Raw genomic sequence first — 14,603 nt, forward strand, 5'->3', positions numbered from 1 at the left:
GGATGGCGGCTCACGCGGTGGGCTGCCGTCCTGTCAGTCCGTAAACACACAAATTCTAGACAGAGGGGTTCACATGGCGAACTACACTGCTGCTGACATCAAGGCCCTGCGCGAGCGCACCGGCGCCGGCATGATGGACGTCAAGAAGGCTCTCGACGAAGCCAATGGCGACGCCGAGAAGGCCATTGAGATCATCCGCATCAAGGGTCTCAAGGGCGCAACCAAGCGCGAAGGCCGTTCCACTGCCGAGGGCCTGGTTGCTGCCAAGGTCAACGGTGGCGTGGGCGTAATGATCGAGGTCAACTGCGAGACCGACTTCGTCGCCAAGGCTGACAAGTTCATCCAGCTGGCTGACAAGGTCCTCAACGTTGCTGTCGAGTCCGGCGCTGCCGATCTCGAAACCCTCCTGGCCACCGAGGTCGACGGCAAGCCGCTGTCCGAGGTTGTCGTCGAAGAGGGCGCTGTCCTCGGCGAAAAGGTTGTTGTCCGCCGTATCTCCCGCGTTGAGGGAACCACGGTTGACGCTTACCTGCACAAGACGTCCAAGGACCTCCCGGCCCAGGTTGGCGTTCTGTTCGCTGTTGACGGCGAAGGCGAAGCCGCTGCCACCGCAGCACACGACATCGCTGTCCACGTTGCAGCCATGGCACCGAACTACCTGACCCGCGAAGACGTCCCGGCCGAATTGGTCGAGTCCGAGCGCCGCATCGCTGAAGAGACCGCAAAGGCTGAAGGCAAGCCTGAAGCAGCTCTCTCCAAGATCGTGGAAGGCCGCGTGACGGGCTTCTACAAGGGTGAAGTTCTGGTTGACCAGGCATTCGCCAAGGATTCCAAGAAGACTGTTGCACAGGTCCTCGAAGAAGCCGGCGTGAAGGCAACTGCAGTAACCCGTTTCCGCGTAGGAAACTAGTAATTCATGAAAAGGGGTGGTCACTTCGGTGGCCGCCCCTTTTTCATGCACCCGTCCGGGTAGTATCTGCGCGGACCCACAGCACGATAATCTAGCCAGAGTCCACCAACGGGAAGGCACCATGGAAACCGTCAACACTGCAATCCAGCCGGAGAAGACCCGCCGACGTGTACTTCTGAAACTGTCCGGCGAGGTCATCGGCGGAGGCAAGCTCGGCGTCGACCCTGAAACCGTCCGCGCCATTGCCAAGCAGATCGCGGCAGCCGTATCCGACGTCGAAGTTGCGATCGTCGTAGGCGGCGGCAACTTCTTCCGCGGTGCGGAATTGTCGCAGAGCGGCATGGACCGCTCACGCGCCGACTACATGGGCATGCTGGGCACGGTCATGAACTGCCTTGCCCTCCAGGACTTCCTGGAGCAGGCCGGCGTGGAGACCCGTGTCCAGAGCGCCATCACCATGGGGCAGGTTGCCGAGGCGTACATTCCCCGCCGCGCCATCCGCCACATGGAGAAGGGCCGCGTGGTCATCTTCGGTGCTGGAGCCGGCCTGCCGTACTTCTCCACCGACACCGTTGCTGCGCAGCGCGCCCTCGAGGTGCACGCCGATGTGGTCCTGATGGCCAAGAGTGGCGTGGATGGTGTGTACACCGCAGATCCCAAGAAGGATCCCACTGCCGAGAAGCTCGATGTCCTCAGCTATGACGACGCTCTGCGCCGGGACATCCGGGTGATGGACCAGACCGCAATGACCATGTGCAAGGACAACCAGTTGTCCATGGTGGTTTTTGGCATGGAGGGCGAAGGGAACGTTACCCGCGCCATCCTCGGCGAAACGCTGGGAACCCTGGTTAGTCCCTAGCAAGGGCTAGGATATTTGAAGGACTGTCCGCCCTCCGGGGTGGATCCACACTGTGCATTTGTTGACCGTGCATTGCGGCCCGAAGTTGGGCAGCACTATTTTCTGAGGAGAAACCCGTGATCGAAGAGACCTTGCTCGAAGCCGGCGAGAAGATGGACAAGGCGGTTGAGGTAGCCAAGGACGATTTCGCCACGATCCGGACGGGCCGCGCCAATCCTGGCCTGTACAACAAGGTGATCGTGGAATACTACGGCACGCCCACCCCGCTCCAGCAGCTGGCCTCCTTCGGCGTACCCGATGCCCGGACCATCCTCATCACGCCTTACGACAAGACCGCACTGCGCGACATCGAGAAGGCCCTGAGTGACTCCGAGGTAGGCGCCAACCCGTCGAACGACGGCAACGTTATCCGCGTGACGATCCCCGAGCTCACCAAGGAGCGCCGCAAGGAATACGTAAAGATCGTCAAGGGCAAGGGTGAAGACGCAAAGGTCTCCATCCGCAGCATCCGCCGCAAGGCCAAAGACACGCTGGACAAGCTGGTCAAGGACGGCGAGGCCGGCGAGGACGAGGGCGCACGCGCCGAGAAGGAACTTGATGCCCTGACCAAGCAGCACGTCGACGGCATTGACGAGCTGCTCAAGCGCAAGGAAGCCGAGCTGCTCGAGGTCTGATGAATCAGGCAGAGCCGGCACCCGCGGGGCGGGTCCCGACACGCGACACCCCCAAACGCGCCAGGCGTGTGCGGGTCAACCCCACACCCAAGGCGGGCCGCAACCTTCCGGCGGCTATCGGCGTCGGGCTGGCAATGCTGGTGGCAGTCCTGGGTGGACTGCTGTTCCTTCCGCTGGGGTTTGTCCTCCTCACCACAGCTTTTGGTGTTTTGGGTGTTTGGGAAGTTTTCCGCGCTCTTGAAGCGCAGGGCACCAGGATGCCGATCATCCCCGTGATGGTGGGCAGCCTGGTGATGCCGGTGTCTGCCTATTTTGGCGGCCTTGAGGGCCTGCTGTTCACCATGACAGTGAGTTCGGTGGCCGTTCTTCTGTGGCGCTCCATTGAGAGTGCCACAGGTGCTCCGCGGAGTGTTTTTGCCGGAGTGTTCACGCTTGCCTGGATTCCGTTCCTGATCAGCTTCGCGTCGTTGTCCCTGCATTCCAGCGGCGGGGTAACTCCCGTTGGCTTCTGGCCCGACGGTATCCCTGAGGGAGCCTGGCAGATTGCGGCGATGCTGCTGCTGGTGGTCTCCAATGACACGTTTGGCTACATTGTTGGCGCCACCTTCGGCAAACACCCCATGGCACCGAAGATCAGTCCCAAGAAATCCTGGGAGGGTTTCGCTGGTTCAGTCGGGGGAGCCATGGTGATCGGTGTCCTGGCATGCATCTTTGTGCTCGACAGGCCGTGGTGGATGGGGCTTATCCTGGCGATCGGCATGGTGGCAGCTGCCACGGCCGGAGACCTTGCCGAATCCATGGTCAAGCGGGAGCTGGGCGTCAAGGACATGAGCAGCATTCTGCCCGGCCACGGCGGAGTCATGGATCGCCTGGATTCCATCGTGTTTGCCGCCCCCGTAGCCTATATTCTGTTCGCGCTGCTCAGCGGCGTTTAGCAATCCAGTGAAGGAAAATCAGTGCCCGTGGATATTCGACGCCAAATCCCCGCAACCTTTGACCGCGTGGAACGCAGCAAATACGGCTACAACGCCAAGCAGGTGGATGAATTCCTCCAGCGGGCCCGGACGTCCTTCGAAAACCCAGTTGGCACTGCCGACCAGGTAACCAGTTCTGATGTGCGCGCAGTGGCTTTTGACCCGGTCAAGGGCGGCTATGACGCACACAGCGTTGACGCAGCGCTGGACAGGCTGGAGGATGCATTTGCCCGGCGTGAACGGGATGACCTGGTCACCCAGCAGGGAGAGGAAGCCTGGCTCCGCCAGATCGGCAAGTTGTCCGGGATCCTCCGGGGACGGCTGCACAGGCCCGACGGCGAACGGTTCCGACGCCCGGCCGGCAAGCGGACGCGCAGTTACAACGTGGAGGATGTTGACGCCCTGTGCGCTGAGCTCATTGGCTATTTGGAGAATGACCAGCAGCTGAGCGTGGACACGGTGCGGAGATCGGTATTTCGCGCTGCCAAGGGTGATGATGGCTATGAAGAGGCGCAGGTTGATGCGTTCCTGGAACGCGTGGTGGAACTCATGGCGGCCATCGACTAGTCCCCTTTACCAGGGGTAGGGGACACCGGACGGTTGTTCGCCCACACGGCGAAGTACCGCCGGCCGCCCCTGAACAGCGTGGTTCCGAAAAACACCAACGCCGCCGCCAGTGCCACCACTGCCGCCAGCGTTACCGCTGCGCCGAGGGCAACCATGGCGGAGCCGGTCAACAGGCCGATCAGGGCTGAGTTGGCTGTTGCCATGAACACCATGCTGCTGCCCGCCACCTGGCTGAGATCCTTGCGTCCGCCCAGGAAATAGTAAGTGGTTTTTGCCCCTTCCTCGTCGTCGTGGAAGCCGGCCATGAAGTACTTTGCTATTCCGGGGTCCATGTCCACATAGGCGGCGCGCAACCGGTTCATGGCCATGACGTACATCAGGTCTTCCATGCCCACGCTCATCACGCGGACCTGGGTCAACAGGCCCACCACCACGTCGATGCCCAGGATTGTCAGGGCGAAGGCCCTGAATGAGTCCGAAAACTGGGTGGCTTGCCCCACCAGCGCCACGCTTAGCAGACTGGCCGAGGTGAAGGTCAGGAACATGCTGATACGCGTAAGGACCTCACCTTGGGTGGTGCTCCTGGACGCCAGCAAACTCCAGTGTTCGGTGGCCAGTAGCTGCGCCCGGACACTGGGCGGGATTTCGGATGGCCCCGGGGGAGGTTCCGGGCCAGGCATCCCTGCTTCCTCGGACATGGCGCTATTGTCCACCCGGTGGGCGGGACGGACAACAGGCCCGGACTGACGGGCAGCACGTTTGCCGCTACCTTTCCGTAGCCACCGGCCGTTCCGGGACGTGAAGGCGCGACATGATCCGGTTCACGGCTGCGGGCACCCGTTTCCGCGTGGCTGCGGACACGGCTACCGTAACCGTGAATGCAGCGGGGACACTCCAGGCAGCAGGCTGGGCCAACCACGCGGGTGCCTGGGCTGCGCCCATCATCGTCCCAGCCACCATGGCGCCGCCGCACAGCAAAGCTCCGGTGGCCATGCCCGCTATGGCTCCGGCGTCCGTGAGCCCACGCCACCAGATGCCCAGCAACAGCACCGGGCAGATCGTGGAGGCCGTGAAGGCGAACACCAGTCCCACGCTTCCGGCCAGCGCCAACGAGTCGGTCATGAAGGCAAAACCCAAAGGAACGACGGCGGCAAGCACCGCTGCGAGCCGGAACCCTTTGACGCTTCCACCGAAGAGGTCCTGGCTGATGACGCCGGACAGGGACACCACCAGACCGGAGGTGGTGGAGAGGAAGGCGGCGAATGCCCCGGCCACTACCAAAGCGGACAACGCGTCTCCCAGCACGCCGCCGATCAACGTGCCCGGGAGCAGCAGCACCAGGGCATCGGCCTGTCCGGATTGCGCGAGTTCCGGTGCGAACATACGGCCGAGGGCGCCGGACAACGTGGGGAAAAGGTAGAACACTGACAGCAGGCCCAGCACGATCAGTGTGGTGCGTCGTGCCGATTGACCGTCCGGGTTGGTGTAGAACCGCACCAACACGTGGGGGAGGCCCAGGGTGCCGAAGAGGAGGGCCACCATCAGGGAGATGTGTTGGTAGGCCCCCGCTGGGTCTTGGCCGGTGGGGTTGACGGGCAATTGTGCCTGCGGTGCAACGGAATTTCCGGCCAAAACAAGCAGTATGAACACCACGGGAACGGCCAGGGCCGTCAGTTTGAGCCAGTACTGGAACGCCTGGACGAACGTGATGGAGCGCATCCCTCCGGCCACTACCGTCAGGCAAACCACCACCACCACCGCTGTTGCTCCCACCCAGGAGGGCAGGCCGGTGGTGATGCGGATGGTGAGGGCCGCCCCGTGGAGTTGGGGCACGATGTACAGCCACCCCACAGCAACCACCACCAGGCTGGTAACGCGCCGGACCGTGGCGGATTCCAGCCGGGCTTCGGTGAAATCCGGGATTGTGTAGGCGCCTGACCGGCGCAGGGGAGCGGCAACGAACAGCAGGAGCATCAGGTACCCGGCGGTGTAGCCCACCGGGAACCAGAGCGCATCAGTACCGGAGAGCAGGATCAGCCCGGCCACTCCCAGGAAGCTGGCCGCTGAGAGGTACTCGCCGCCGATCGCGGAGGCGTTCCACCAAGGCGGGACGGTGCGGGACGCAACGTAGAAGTCCCCTGTTGTCCGGGAGATGCGCAGACCGTAGAAGCCGATCACCGCCGTCGTGATGGAAACGGCAACGAAGGCAAACAGTCCGACGGCTGGGTTCATTGGTCGCCCACAAGATCGCGGTAGCGTGCCTCGTTCCGTGCGGCCGCGCGGTTGTAGAGCCAGGCACTGAGCCCGATCACCGGGTAGACGCCCACCCCCAGGGCCAGCCAGTCCAGCGGAATTCCCAGGATCCTGATCTCCGCGACTCCGGGACCGTAGACCAGGAAGAGGGCAAACACGGCCAGGATCACCAGGAAGCCGCAGGCCACCACCATGGACAAGCGCAACTGGGTGCGGATCAATGAGCGGACGTAGATCCGGGCGGAGTCCGATTCGTCGGGCGCCTCCCGGGATGTCTGGAGCCGCCCGGATGCCAGTGGGGCCAACTGCCGCGGTGCGGTGACACGGACGCGGCTCATCCTTGCGGCCGGATCCGGGTGGACTGCAGTTTGTCCCGGACCGACGGTAGGTGCCGGCGGCTGATGGGCAGCTCCGCCCCGGAGACCGCCACACTGGGACCGGTGGCTGCCAGCCTGAGATGCTGGACGTGGCTCAGGGCAATGAGGTAAGAGCGGTGGATCCGGATGAAGCCGGCATCCGCCCATTTTTGCTCCAGATCGCTCAGTGGGACCCGGATCAGGTAACTCGCTTCGCTGGTGTGCAACCGGGCGTAGTCGCCCTGGGCCTGCACATAGGTGACGTCGTCACGCCGGATCATGCGTGTTGTGCTGCCCAAATCCACGGTGATCATCTCCGGGGCGGGAGCGCCGTCCTTAATGAGGTCGCTGATCCTGTCCACTGAACGGGTCAACCGCTCGGCGCGCAGGGGTTTGAGCAGGTAATCAATGGCAGCGAGGTCGAACGCTTCCAGCGCGCAGTCTTCATCCGCCGTGACGAACACAACCGCCGGCGGGTTACTGCTGCGGGCGATGACGCGGGCAATGTCCAGGCCCGAGAGGGCCGGCATGTGGATGTCCAGGAAGACCGCGTCAATGGATTCCGTTTCCAGCGTCCGCAGGGCCTCGGCTCCGGAGGAAGCGCGATGAATGGAACCGATCCGTTGGTCCCTATCCAGGAGGAAAGCGAGCTCCTCCACCGCGGGGAGTTCGTCATCAGCGACGAGCACGTTGATCATGTTTATAGACTAGCCCGGCGGTTCAGGCGTCGTGTCCCGGCTGCGACTTGGGTACCCGGAGAGTTATCAGGGTGCCTTCGCCGGGAGCGGTGTCGATGACCAGTCCATGGTCGTCCCCGTAGACCTGCCTGAGCCTGGCGTCCACGTTCCGGAGCCCAACGTGGTCTCCATCGGTGTGTCCTGCCAGGACTGACCGCAGGTGCTCCGGGTCCATCCCCACGCCGTCGTCTTCGATGGTGACCTCAGCGAACGCCCCGGAATCGTTGGCGGAAATGGTGATGTGTCCGGGGCCCTCCTTGGCTTCGAGTCCGTGCCGCACAGCGTTTTCCACCAACGGTTGGAGGCTGAGGAAGGGGATCACGGTGCTGAGGACCTCCGGGGCGATCCGGAGGCTGACCTGGACCCGCTCGCCAAAGCGCGCCCGTTCCAAGAGCAGATAGCGGTCAATGCAGCGCAGTTCCTCCGCCACCGTGGTGAAATCGCCGTGCCGGCGGAACGAGTAGCGGGTGAAGTCCGCGAACTCCACCACCAGCTCACGCGCACGGGCAGGGTCCGTGTTGATGAAGGAAGCGATTGCGTTCAAGGAGTTGTAGATGAAGTGGGGGCTGATCTGGGCGCGCAGTGCCCGGACTTCCGCCTCCATGAGCAGGGTCCTGGACGATTCCAGCTCCGCAAGTTCGAGTTGCGCTGCGATCCAGTCGGCCACTTCACTGGTGGCCCGGACCAGCCCGGCTCCGGCCGACGGCGCCAGGGCGGCCACCGATCCCACCACCCTGGAGCCGGTCTGGATGGGAGCGATGACCGCGCTGAACCCGTGCCCCGGTTTGCCGTCCGGGGAGCTCCCGGCATGGGGAACCACCACGGTCCGGCCGCTGCTCAATGCTTCCACGGCAAGCGGCATCAGCGATGGCCGCAGTTCCTCGCCCGCGCCGTCCCAGGCCAGCACGGAGTCGCCATTCGTGATGGCCAACGCGTCACAGCCCAGGAGTGCGCGCAGTTGCTTGCTCGCTTTCGCCGCTCCGGCGGGTTGGAGGCCGCCGCGAAGATGCTGGCCGGCCCGGGATGCCGCGTGGAGGGTGTTGTAGGTGGCGCGCTCAGCGTCGGTGCCAAGGTCCCGGAAGGAGCGGATCACTTTGAGGCCAACGCCCACGACGACGGCGACGGCCAGCACGATGACGGCGATCGCGGCGGCTGTGAACAGCGGGGAGTCGGGCATAGAGCCAGCGTAGCCAATACCGGCGCCGTGATCCCGCCGCTCGGCGCAGGGGCGCGACCGTTGAGCGACGGTCACCGGCAAAGCTCTGGAAGCGGGCCCCGCTGACAGTCAATAGTGATTGCAGTCACAGTGGGGCCGTGTGTGGAGTCACTGTGGACACATCACAACCAGGAGGAACCATGGGTAATGAGGCCCACCCCCAGGACGCAACAGCGTCCGTGGACTTCCAGGAAGTCCAGCAATCGGAACGGTTCAAGACTCTGCGGAAGCGGCACCGCAGCTTCGTCTTCCCTATGGCCGTTGTATTCCTGATTTGGTATTTCGCGTACGTTCTTCTGGCCGCTTATGCCGTTGACTTCATGTCCACAAAAGTGTGGGGCAATATCAACATCGGTTTGATCCTCGGCCTTTTCCAGTTCGTCACAACGTTCGGCATCACAGCGTGGTATGTGAGCTATTCCAACAAGAAGCTGGATCCAATAGCGGCCGAAATACGCAATGACATTGAAGGCCACCAGTTCGACAAGGACGGCAACGTCATCAGCGGGGGAACCAAATGAACGTCATCATGGTCCCGGCAGTCGATGTAGCTGCCCTGAAGGACACCACGTTGCTGAACATGGGCATCTTCGCCCTGTTCGTCGCAGTCACCATGGTCATTGTTTTCCGGGCCAGCCGGAACAACAAGACCGCCGCCGACTACTACGCGGCAGGGCGATCCTTCACCGGATCCCAAAACGGCACCGCAATCGCCGGCGATTACCTGTCCGCAGCCTCCTTCCTGGGTATCACCGGGGCAATCGCCATCAACGGGTACGACGGCTTCCTGTACTCCATCGGCTTCCTGGTCGCGTGGCTCGTGGCCCTGCTGCTGGTGGCTGAGCTCCTTCGCAACACGGGCAAGTTCACCATGGCCGATGTCCTGTCCTTCAGGCTTCGCCAACGGCCGGTACGCATTGCTGCAGCTTTGTCCACCCTCGCCGTCTGCTTCTTCTACCTGCTGGCCCAGATGGCCGGCGCGGGCAGCCTGATCTCGCTCCTCCTGGGAATCAGTGACTGGGGCGGACAAGCACTGGTGATTGTCGTCGTCGGCGCCCTCATGATCATGTATGTGCTTATCGGCGGCATGAAGGGCACCACCTGGGTCCAGATCATCAAGGCAATCCTGCTTATTGCAGGTGCGGCGGTCATGACCGCCATGGTGCTGGCCATCTACGGATTCAATGTTTCATCCTTGCTGGGATCCGCCGCTGAGGCTGCCAACAACCCGGCCGTGCTCAACCCGGGCCTGCAGTACGGAAAGACTGAGACCACCAAGCTGGACTTCATGTCCCTGGGACTGGCACTGGTGCTTGGCACTGCAGCCTTGCCCCACGTGCTGATGCGGTTCTACACGGTGCCCACAGCCAAGGAAGCCCGTAAATCAGTGGTGTGGGCCATCTGGCTCATTGGCCTCTTCTACCTGTTCACGCTGGTCCTGGGCTACGGAGCGGCAGCACTGGTGGGTGCAGAGACCATCAAGTCCGCGCCGGGCGGGGTCAACTCTGCCGCACCGCTGCTGGCCTTCCACCTGGGTGGCCCGCTGCTGCTGGGCTTCATCTCCGCGGTGGCGTTCGCAACCATCCTGGCGGTGGTGGCCGGCCTGACCATCACGGCCGCAGCATCCTTCGCCCACGATATCTACGCAAACGTCATCGCCAAGGGCAAAGCTGATGCAACCACCGAGGTCAAGGTTGCGCGGCGGACCGTGGTGGTGATCGGTGTCCTCGCCATCCTTGGAGGAATCTTCGCCAACGGCCAGAACGTCGCATTCCTGGTGGCACTGGCCTTTGCCGTAGCAGCGTCCGCCAACCTGCCCACCATTGTGTACTCCCTGTTCTGGAAGAAGTTCACCACCCAGGGCGCGCTCTGGAGCATGTACGGCGGCCTGGCGGCGGCAATCCTGCTGATCACCTTCTCACCGGTGGTGTCCGGCGCCAAGACGTCCATGATCCAAGGCGCAAACTTCGCAATCTTCCCGTTGAGCAACCCGGGCATCGTGTCCATTCCACTGGCCTTCTTCCTGGGCTGGCTTGGCACGGTCCTGGACAAGCGGCGTGAGGATCCGGCCAAGCAGTCGGAAATGGAAGTGCGTTCACTGACAGGTATTGGAGCCGAAAAGGCGGTAGACCACTAGGTCCCTCCAACCACACCGTTCCTGGAACCACACCGTTCCGGCAACCAACAAAGGGCTCCCTCTGCGGCAAAGCAGGGGGAGCCCTTCGGGTGGTGCATCATTTTTTCAGGGCCAACCATTCGGTCAGCCGGTCCAGCTGCCAGGTGGTGACGATGCGCTCCGGCGGAACTCCCACGGCCTCCGCGCGGGCCGCACCGTACTGGAGGAAGTCCAGTTGCCCCGGAGCGTGTGCGTCGCTGTCGATGCTGAACAGGCAACCCGCGTCCAGCGCCATGGCGATGAGATCGTCCGGTGGGTCCTGCCGTTCCGGGCGGGAATTGATCTCCACGGCGACGCCCCATTCGGCGCACTCCTTGAAGATCCTGGCGGCGTCGAACTCGGACTGTGGACGTGTGCCGCGGGAACCCTGCACCAGCCGGCCCGTGCAGTGCCCCAACACGTTGGTGTGGGGATCGGTGATGCCGCCCAGCATCATGGCGGTCATGGTCTTCTTATCGGACCTGAGTTTTGAGTGGACACTGGCCACCACCACATCCAGCCGGCCCAGCATCGCGGGCGTCTGGTCAAGCGTGCCGTCCTCCAGGATGTCCACTTCGATGCCCTTCAGCAACCGGAAGCCATCCTGCCCGGCGTTGATCCCGTCCACCAGTTCCAGCTGTGTGGTCAGCCGCTCGGCGCTGAGGCCGTTGGCGATTGTCAGGTTGGGCGAATGGTCCGTGAGGGCCAGATACTCACGGCCCAACGTGTGCGCTGCCGCAACCATGGCTTCGATGGGGGAGCCGCCATCGGACCAATTACTGTGGCTGTGGAGATCGCCACGCAGGGCTGTTGCGATGCTCTCGCCGCCCGACGCGAGCGGCTCGGCGCCGCGCTCGCGGAGGTCCGCCAAGTAGTCGGGGACCCTGTCCTCCATGGCCTGGGTGATGACCTCTGCACTCCGGCTTCCCACGCCCTTGAGGCTGGTGATCCGGCCGCTGCCCACCAACCTGACGAGCTCATCCCCGGAAAGCTGCCGCACGGCGTCGGCCGCTTTACGGAAGGCTTGGACCTTGAAAGTGGGAGCCTGGCTGCGTTCCAGCCAGAAAGAAATTTCGTCGAGCGCCTCAATGGGATCCATGGCTCCATAATCCACGAACAAGGCGCATCATCAACAGAGGGCGCTGCTGATGATGCGCCTGTCCAGTGGCCGCCACCTAGTGGTGGTGGCCTTGCTCCAGGGCGGGATTGGAACCCTGGTCCGGCACCTGGCCGTGCTCGCCGTGGGGGACAGCGTACTGGCCCGCCATGGAGGCAGCCAAGCCAGGTGTGGCTACTGAGGCAACAACGACGGCGGCTCCGAACGCGGCTGCCAGAAGCCGCCCGGTCCTTGGCTGGCCGTGGGCGCCGCCGTCGCTGGTCTTGTTCTGCCGGCTCAACCATCCGGCTCCGGCAAGAGCCATGAGTGTCAGGCCAAGAGCGGCGAAGTTGCTGACGTCCAGTGTTCGTTCAACGGCAATTGCGCTGACCACGGTTGCGACGTGGGCCACGGCTGCAAGGGACAGGACCGGCAGCGCGTACTTGGTGAAGACCAGCGCGTTGCGGTGCAAGCCAAAGAGCGACCACGCCAGGAAAGCGAGCCCGGCAAGGAGGGTGACCGCACCGGCGGCAATGCTCCCGGGGGTTCCCGAGCCTGGGCCGGTGAGGTACCCAGCAGCCAAGGACAGCTCCACCATGCCCGCCGCCATGGCGGCAAAGTAGACGAAAAGCGTGGTGGCCGCCCTGAGGGTGGGTTGGCTGTTTTTCTCCATGGCTGAGGCCCTTCCGGGTGGTCCTGGTCAGTGTCCGGTTACTGGTTGTGAGCGGGGTGACTCAGGCGCGGGCAGAAGAAACGACGGCCTTGTCCTGCGACAGGGCAACACCGAGCAGGACCACGGCGCTGGCAAGGTGCAGCACGTTGTCTGCACCGTTAAGGGCGATGATGTTCAGCGAGCTGCCCACCAGGAAGAGCCCCACGATGCCCACCAGCAGGTAGACGCCACCGACGGTGGTGTTCACGGATTTGGAGATGGTCACGCCGTTCAGGCCGGCGTAGAGAAGTGCGGCACCGATGGCCAGGTGGATGATGTTGTGCAGTGGGTTTACCGCGAAAACGATCAGGTTGGCGCCTTCAGTGGCGAAGAATCCGATTCCTGACGTCACGAAGAATCCCAGCACGCCTACCAGGAGGTAGACAGCTCCGAAAATGGTAGCGATCAAACGATTGGGCGAAGTACGCATGGTCCAAACCTTCCGATGATGGCCGGAATGCCGGCCGTCCTGCTCAGCCCCAGGCGGGGCTTTCAAGCAGTGATTCGGACCATGCGGGAATTCGGATGGGTGGGAGGCGGGATTAATTCGCAGGTCAGGGGCGGAGCCGGATGGTGGTCATTTTCAGGTCGTTGGTGCCCTCGAAGACATAACGCAGGTCGATCGTCTTGCCGTCGCACTGCAGCTTGCCGGTCAGGTCCGCCTTGTTGTTGCCGTTGTCATTGTTGACGCTGACGGAGTTGTAATTGGGCTTGCAGGAGCTGTCCAGGTTCAAGCTCTCGATGCCATCAATGAAGGCTTGTTTGTCCAGTTCGTTTTTCAACGGCTGGCCCAGGTAGTCGTCGTAGGCCTTCTCCGTCTGGCCGGCGACGATCAGGGTGGTGAACTCGTCACCCAGTGATCTCGCCTTGGACGTGGCATTGCCCACCACATTCACCAACACCAGAATGCCAACAACCACCAGCACGATCAGTCCCGCGACGATGCCCAGGACGATCCAGAGGACCTTCCTGTTCTTCTTGGGCGGTTGAGCGTACTGGCCGGGTGGGTACTGGCCGGGGGGATACTGGCCGGGCTGGTTCTCCGCCGGGGGGTAGGGGTTCTGCGGATACGGATTGCCCGGCGGCGTCTGCGGGTAGGGGTTGCCGGTCTGGGGGTACTGCCCGCCCGGAGCCGGGTACGGAGGGTTGGCTTGGGAGCCGTCCGACGCCGGTTGCTGCCACTGCGGCGAGGCTCCGCTTTGCGGTGGGTAGCCGGGGCCAGGCGGAACAGGGGGCGGGTTCTGGCTGGGCTGGTTTGGGCCGGGCTGGTTTTGCGGCGGCAAATACTGCGGCGGCTGGTATTGCGGGGGTTGATTCTGCGGTGGCTGATTCTGCGGGGGTTGGTTCTGATCGGGCTGGTGCGGTTCTTGCGGGTTGCTCACGGTAGTGCCCCTTTCGATAGCCACATATTGCTCGCTGGCGAGCAGTTGTGCCACCACCTGGCCGGGAACCTCTGGACGGCCCCCGGATCGTCCTCTTGAATCACATCGTATCTGCGGGTTCCTGTACAGCCTGACAACTACGCGCCGCGGCAACTCAGGCCTCGGAGCGCCGCCCCAACAACGGCTGCACCCGGTAAGGGATCATTTCCCGCATGGCCAGGGCCGTATCGGTTCGCTCCACTCCGTCGCAGCCCAGGATTTTGCCGTTGATCCTGTAAAGGTCCTCGGCGTCCAGCGCCACAACCCTGAGCAGCAGATCAGCCGAGCCGGTCAACCCGAAGCCTTCCAGGATCTCGGGGATGCCGGCCAGGTCCTTGGCCAGAGAGGCCAGCTTTTGCTGCTGGACGTGGACGGTAATGAAGGCAGTCAGCGGATAGCCCAAAGCGGCCGGATTGATGCGACGCTCAAAGGACAGGAAGGCATGTTTCTTTTCCAGCTGGGCCATGCGTGCCTGAACGGTATTGCGGGACAGACCCAGTTTCTGCGCCAGGGCCACCACGGTGCCTCGAGGATCCTTGGCCATGGCCGAGAGGAGACGGGTATCAGTGCCATCCAAGGGTTGCATAATGCGCAAGATTAGCACGGGCTGAGGACTCCTGGCAGAGCAGAATGCTCAATTTATGCACGGCCAGTTGTACCTGTTGCATCTTGT

General features: G+C 63.1%; 17 protein-coding genes. 7 read left to right on the top strand and 10 right to left on the bottom strand.

The window, feature by feature from the left end; translation table 11 throughout:
• Positions 1-73: 73 nt before the first annotated feature.
• From tsf to JOE60_RS06545, 5 genes are all read left to right on the top strand, one after another.
• Positions 74-910, top strand: a complete 837-nt coding sequence (tsf, locus tag JOE60_RS06525) for a translation elongation factor Ts (RefSeq protein ID WP_011774217.1) — start codon at positions 74-76, stop codon at positions 908-910.
• Positions 911-1,031: 121 nt separating this feature from the next.
• The gene (gene pyrH, locus JOE60_RS06530; protein WP_167264817.1) at positions 1,032-1,769 is read left to right on the top strand and encodes a UMP kinase; all 738 of its coding nucleotides are present in this window, start codon (positions 1,032-1,034) and stop codon (positions 1,767-1,769) included.
• A gap of 116 nt (positions 1,770-1,885) precedes the next feature.
• Entirely contained in the window at positions 1,886-2,443 is a 558-nt protein-coding gene (gene frr, locus JOE60_RS06535) for a ribosome recycling factor (RefSeq protein ID WP_167264818.1), read from the top strand.
• Positions 2,443-3,378 (top strand): phosphatidate cytidylyltransferase, encoded by a 936-nt coding sequence (locus JOE60_RS06540; protein ID WP_167264819.1) that lies wholly within the window; start codon positions 2,443-2,445, stop codon positions 3,376-3,378. Before frr ends, JOE60_RS06540 begins: the two co-directional genes overlap by 1 nt.
• Before the next feature lie 21 nt (positions 3,379-3,399).
• The gene (locus tag JOE60_RS06545; RefSeq protein WP_167264820.1) at positions 3,400-3,984 is read left to right on the top strand and encodes a DivIVA domain-containing protein; all 585 of its coding nucleotides are present in this window, start codon (positions 3,400-3,402) and stop codon (positions 3,982-3,984) included.
• Here JOE60_RS06545 and JOE60_RS06550 read toward each other — a convergent pair.
• The 5 genes from JOE60_RS06550 to JOE60_RS06570 form a co-directional block, all read right to left on the bottom strand.
• The gene (locus JOE60_RS06550) at positions 3,981-4,682 is read right to left on the bottom strand and encodes a hypothetical protein (RefSeq protein WP_167264821.1); all 702 of its coding nucleotides are present in this window, start codon (positions 4,680-4,682) and stop codon (positions 3,981-3,983) included. The genes JOE60_RS06545 and JOE60_RS06550 overlap by 4 nt on opposite strands.
• A 67-nt stretch (positions 4,683-4,749) precedes the next feature.
• Entirely contained in the window at positions 4,750-6,216 is a 1,467-nt protein-coding gene (locus tag JOE60_RS06555) for a sodium/solute symporter (protein WP_167264822.1), read from the bottom strand.
• Positions 6,213-6,575 carry a DUF485 domain-containing protein gene (locus JOE60_RS06560; protein ID WP_167264823.1) on the bottom strand — a complete coding sequence of 121 codons (363 nt, stop codon included), beginning with the start codon at positions 6,573-6,575 and terminating at the stop codon, positions 6,213-6,215. Before JOE60_RS06560 ends, JOE60_RS06555 begins: the two co-directional genes overlap by 4 nt.
• A complete protein-coding gene (locus tag JOE60_RS06565; protein WP_167264824.1) occupies positions 6,572-7,291 on the bottom strand; it encodes a LytR/AlgR family response regulator transcription factor in 720 nt (239 codons plus the stop codon). Before JOE60_RS06565 ends, JOE60_RS06560 begins: the two co-directional genes overlap by 4 nt.
• A 22-nt stretch (positions 7,292-7,313) precedes the next feature.
• Positions 7,314-8,507 carry a sensor histidine kinase gene (locus JOE60_RS06570; RefSeq protein ID WP_167264825.1) on the bottom strand — a complete coding sequence of 398 codons (1,194 nt, stop codon included), beginning with the start codon at positions 8,505-8,507 and terminating at the stop codon, positions 7,314-7,316.
• Between the two features lie 179 nt (positions 8,508-8,686).
• On the opposite strand from JOE60_RS06570, the gene JOE60_RS06575 reads away from it, so the two are divergent.
• Entirely contained in the window at positions 8,687-9,067 is a 381-nt protein-coding gene (locus tag JOE60_RS06575) for a DUF485 domain-containing protein (RefSeq protein WP_167264826.1), read from the top strand.
• Positions 9,064-10,683: a solute symporter family protein gene (locus JOE60_RS06580; protein ID WP_167264827.1), complete on the top strand. Its 1,620-nt coding sequence runs from the start codon at positions 9,064-9,066 to the stop codon at positions 10,681-10,683. The genes JOE60_RS06575 and JOE60_RS06580 overlap by 4 nt, the downstream gene beginning before the upstream one ends.
• Before the next feature lie 97 nt (positions 10,684-10,780).
• Here JOE60_RS06580 and JOE60_RS06585 read toward each other — a convergent pair whose 3' ends face one another.
• The 5 genes from JOE60_RS06585 to JOE60_RS06605 all read right to left on the bottom strand — a co-directional run bounded on the left by JOE60_RS06585 (position 10,781) and on the right by JOE60_RS06605 (position 14,516).
• A complete protein-coding gene (locus tag JOE60_RS06585; protein WP_167264828.1) occupies positions 10,781-11,800 on the bottom strand; it encodes a PHP domain-containing protein in 1,020 nt (339 codons plus the stop codon).
• A 76-nt stretch (positions 11,801-11,876) separates the two neighbouring features.
• The gene (locus JOE60_RS06590) at positions 11,877-12,470 is read right to left on the bottom strand and encodes a hypothetical protein (protein WP_167264829.1); all 594 of its coding nucleotides are present in this window, start codon (positions 12,468-12,470) and stop codon (positions 11,877-11,879) included.
• A 61-nt stretch (positions 12,471-12,531) separates the two neighbouring features.
• Entirely contained in the window at positions 12,532-12,939 is a 408-nt protein-coding gene (locus JOE60_RS06595; protein WP_167264830.1) for a DUF4383 domain-containing protein, read from the bottom strand.
• A gap of 124 nt (positions 12,940-13,063) precedes the next feature.
• Positions 13,064-13,891: a hypothetical protein gene (locus JOE60_RS18310; protein WP_338112535.1), complete on the bottom strand. Its 828-nt coding sequence runs from the start codon at positions 13,889-13,891 to the stop codon at positions 13,064-13,066.
• A gap of 154 nt (positions 13,892-14,045) precedes the next feature.
• The gene (locus JOE60_RS06605; protein WP_167264831.1) at positions 14,046-14,516 is read right to left on the bottom strand and encodes an Lrp/AsnC family transcriptional regulator; all 471 of its coding nucleotides are present in this window, start codon (positions 14,514-14,516) and stop codon (positions 14,046-14,048) included.
• Positions 14,517-14,603 lie beyond the last annotated feature (87 nt).

It is taken from the genome of Paenarthrobacter ilicis, assembly GCF_016907545.1.
Classification (GTDB): Bacteria; Actinomycetota; Actinomycetes; order Actinomycetales; family Micrococcaceae; genus Arthrobacter; species Arthrobacter ilicis.

Excerpts from the sequence above, each read along its gene's own strand:
- JOE60_RS06575 (WP_167264826.1), top strand. The coding sequence starts at position 8,687 with ATGGGTAATGAGGCCCACCCCCAGGACGCAACAGCGTCCGTGGACTTC.
- JOE60_RS06580 (WP_167264827.1), top strand. The coding sequence starts at position 9,064 with ATGAACGTCATCATGGTCCCGGCAGTCGATGTAGCTGCCCTGAAGGAC.
- JOE60_RS06570 (WP_167264825.1), bottom strand. The coding sequence starts at position 8,507 with ATGCCCGACTCCCCGCTGTTCACAGCCGCCGCGATCGCCGTCATCGTG.
- JOE60_RS06550 (WP_167264821.1), bottom strand. The coding sequence starts at position 4,682 with ATGTCCGAGGAAGCAGGGATGCCTGGCCCGGAACCTCCCCCGGGGCCA.
- tsf (WP_011774217.1), top strand. The coding sequence starts at position 74 with ATGGCGAACTACACTGCTGCTGACATCAAGGCCCTGCGCGAGCGCACC.
- JOE60_RS06565 (WP_167264824.1), bottom strand. The coding sequence starts at position 7,291 with ATGATCAACGTGCTCGTCGCTGATGACGAACTCCCCGCGGTGGAGGAG.
- pyrH (WP_167264817.1), top strand. The coding sequence starts at position 1,032 with ATGGAAACCGTCAACACTGCAATCCAGCCGGAGAAGACCCGCCGACGT.
- JOE60_RS06595 (WP_167264830.1), bottom strand. The coding sequence starts at position 12,939 with ATGCGTACTTCGCCCAATCGTTTGATCGCTACCATTTTCGGAGCTGTC.
- JOE60_RS06605 (WP_167264831.1), bottom strand. The coding sequence starts at position 14,516 with ATGCAACCCTTGGATGGCACTGATACCCGTCTCCTCTCGGCCATGGCC.
- JOE60_RS06540 (WP_167264819.1), top strand. The coding sequence starts at position 2,443 with ATGAATCAGGCAGAGCCGGCACCCGCGGGGCGGGTCCCGACACGCGAC.
- JOE60_RS06560 (WP_167264823.1), bottom strand. The coding sequence starts at position 6,575 with ATGAGCCGCGTCCGTGTCACCGCACCGCGGCAGTTGGCCCCACTGGCA.
- JOE60_RS06590 (WP_167264829.1), bottom strand. The coding sequence starts at position 12,470 with ATGGAGAAAAACAGCCAACCCACCCTCAGGGCGGCCACCACGCTTTTC.
- JOE60_RS06555 (WP_167264822.1), bottom strand. The coding sequence starts at position 6,216 with ATGAACCCAGCCGTCGGACTGTTTGCCTTCGTTGCCGTTTCCATCACG.
- JOE60_RS06585 (WP_167264828.1), bottom strand. The coding sequence starts at position 11,800 with ATGGATCCCATTGAGGCGCTCGACGAAATTTCTTTCTGGCTGGAACGC.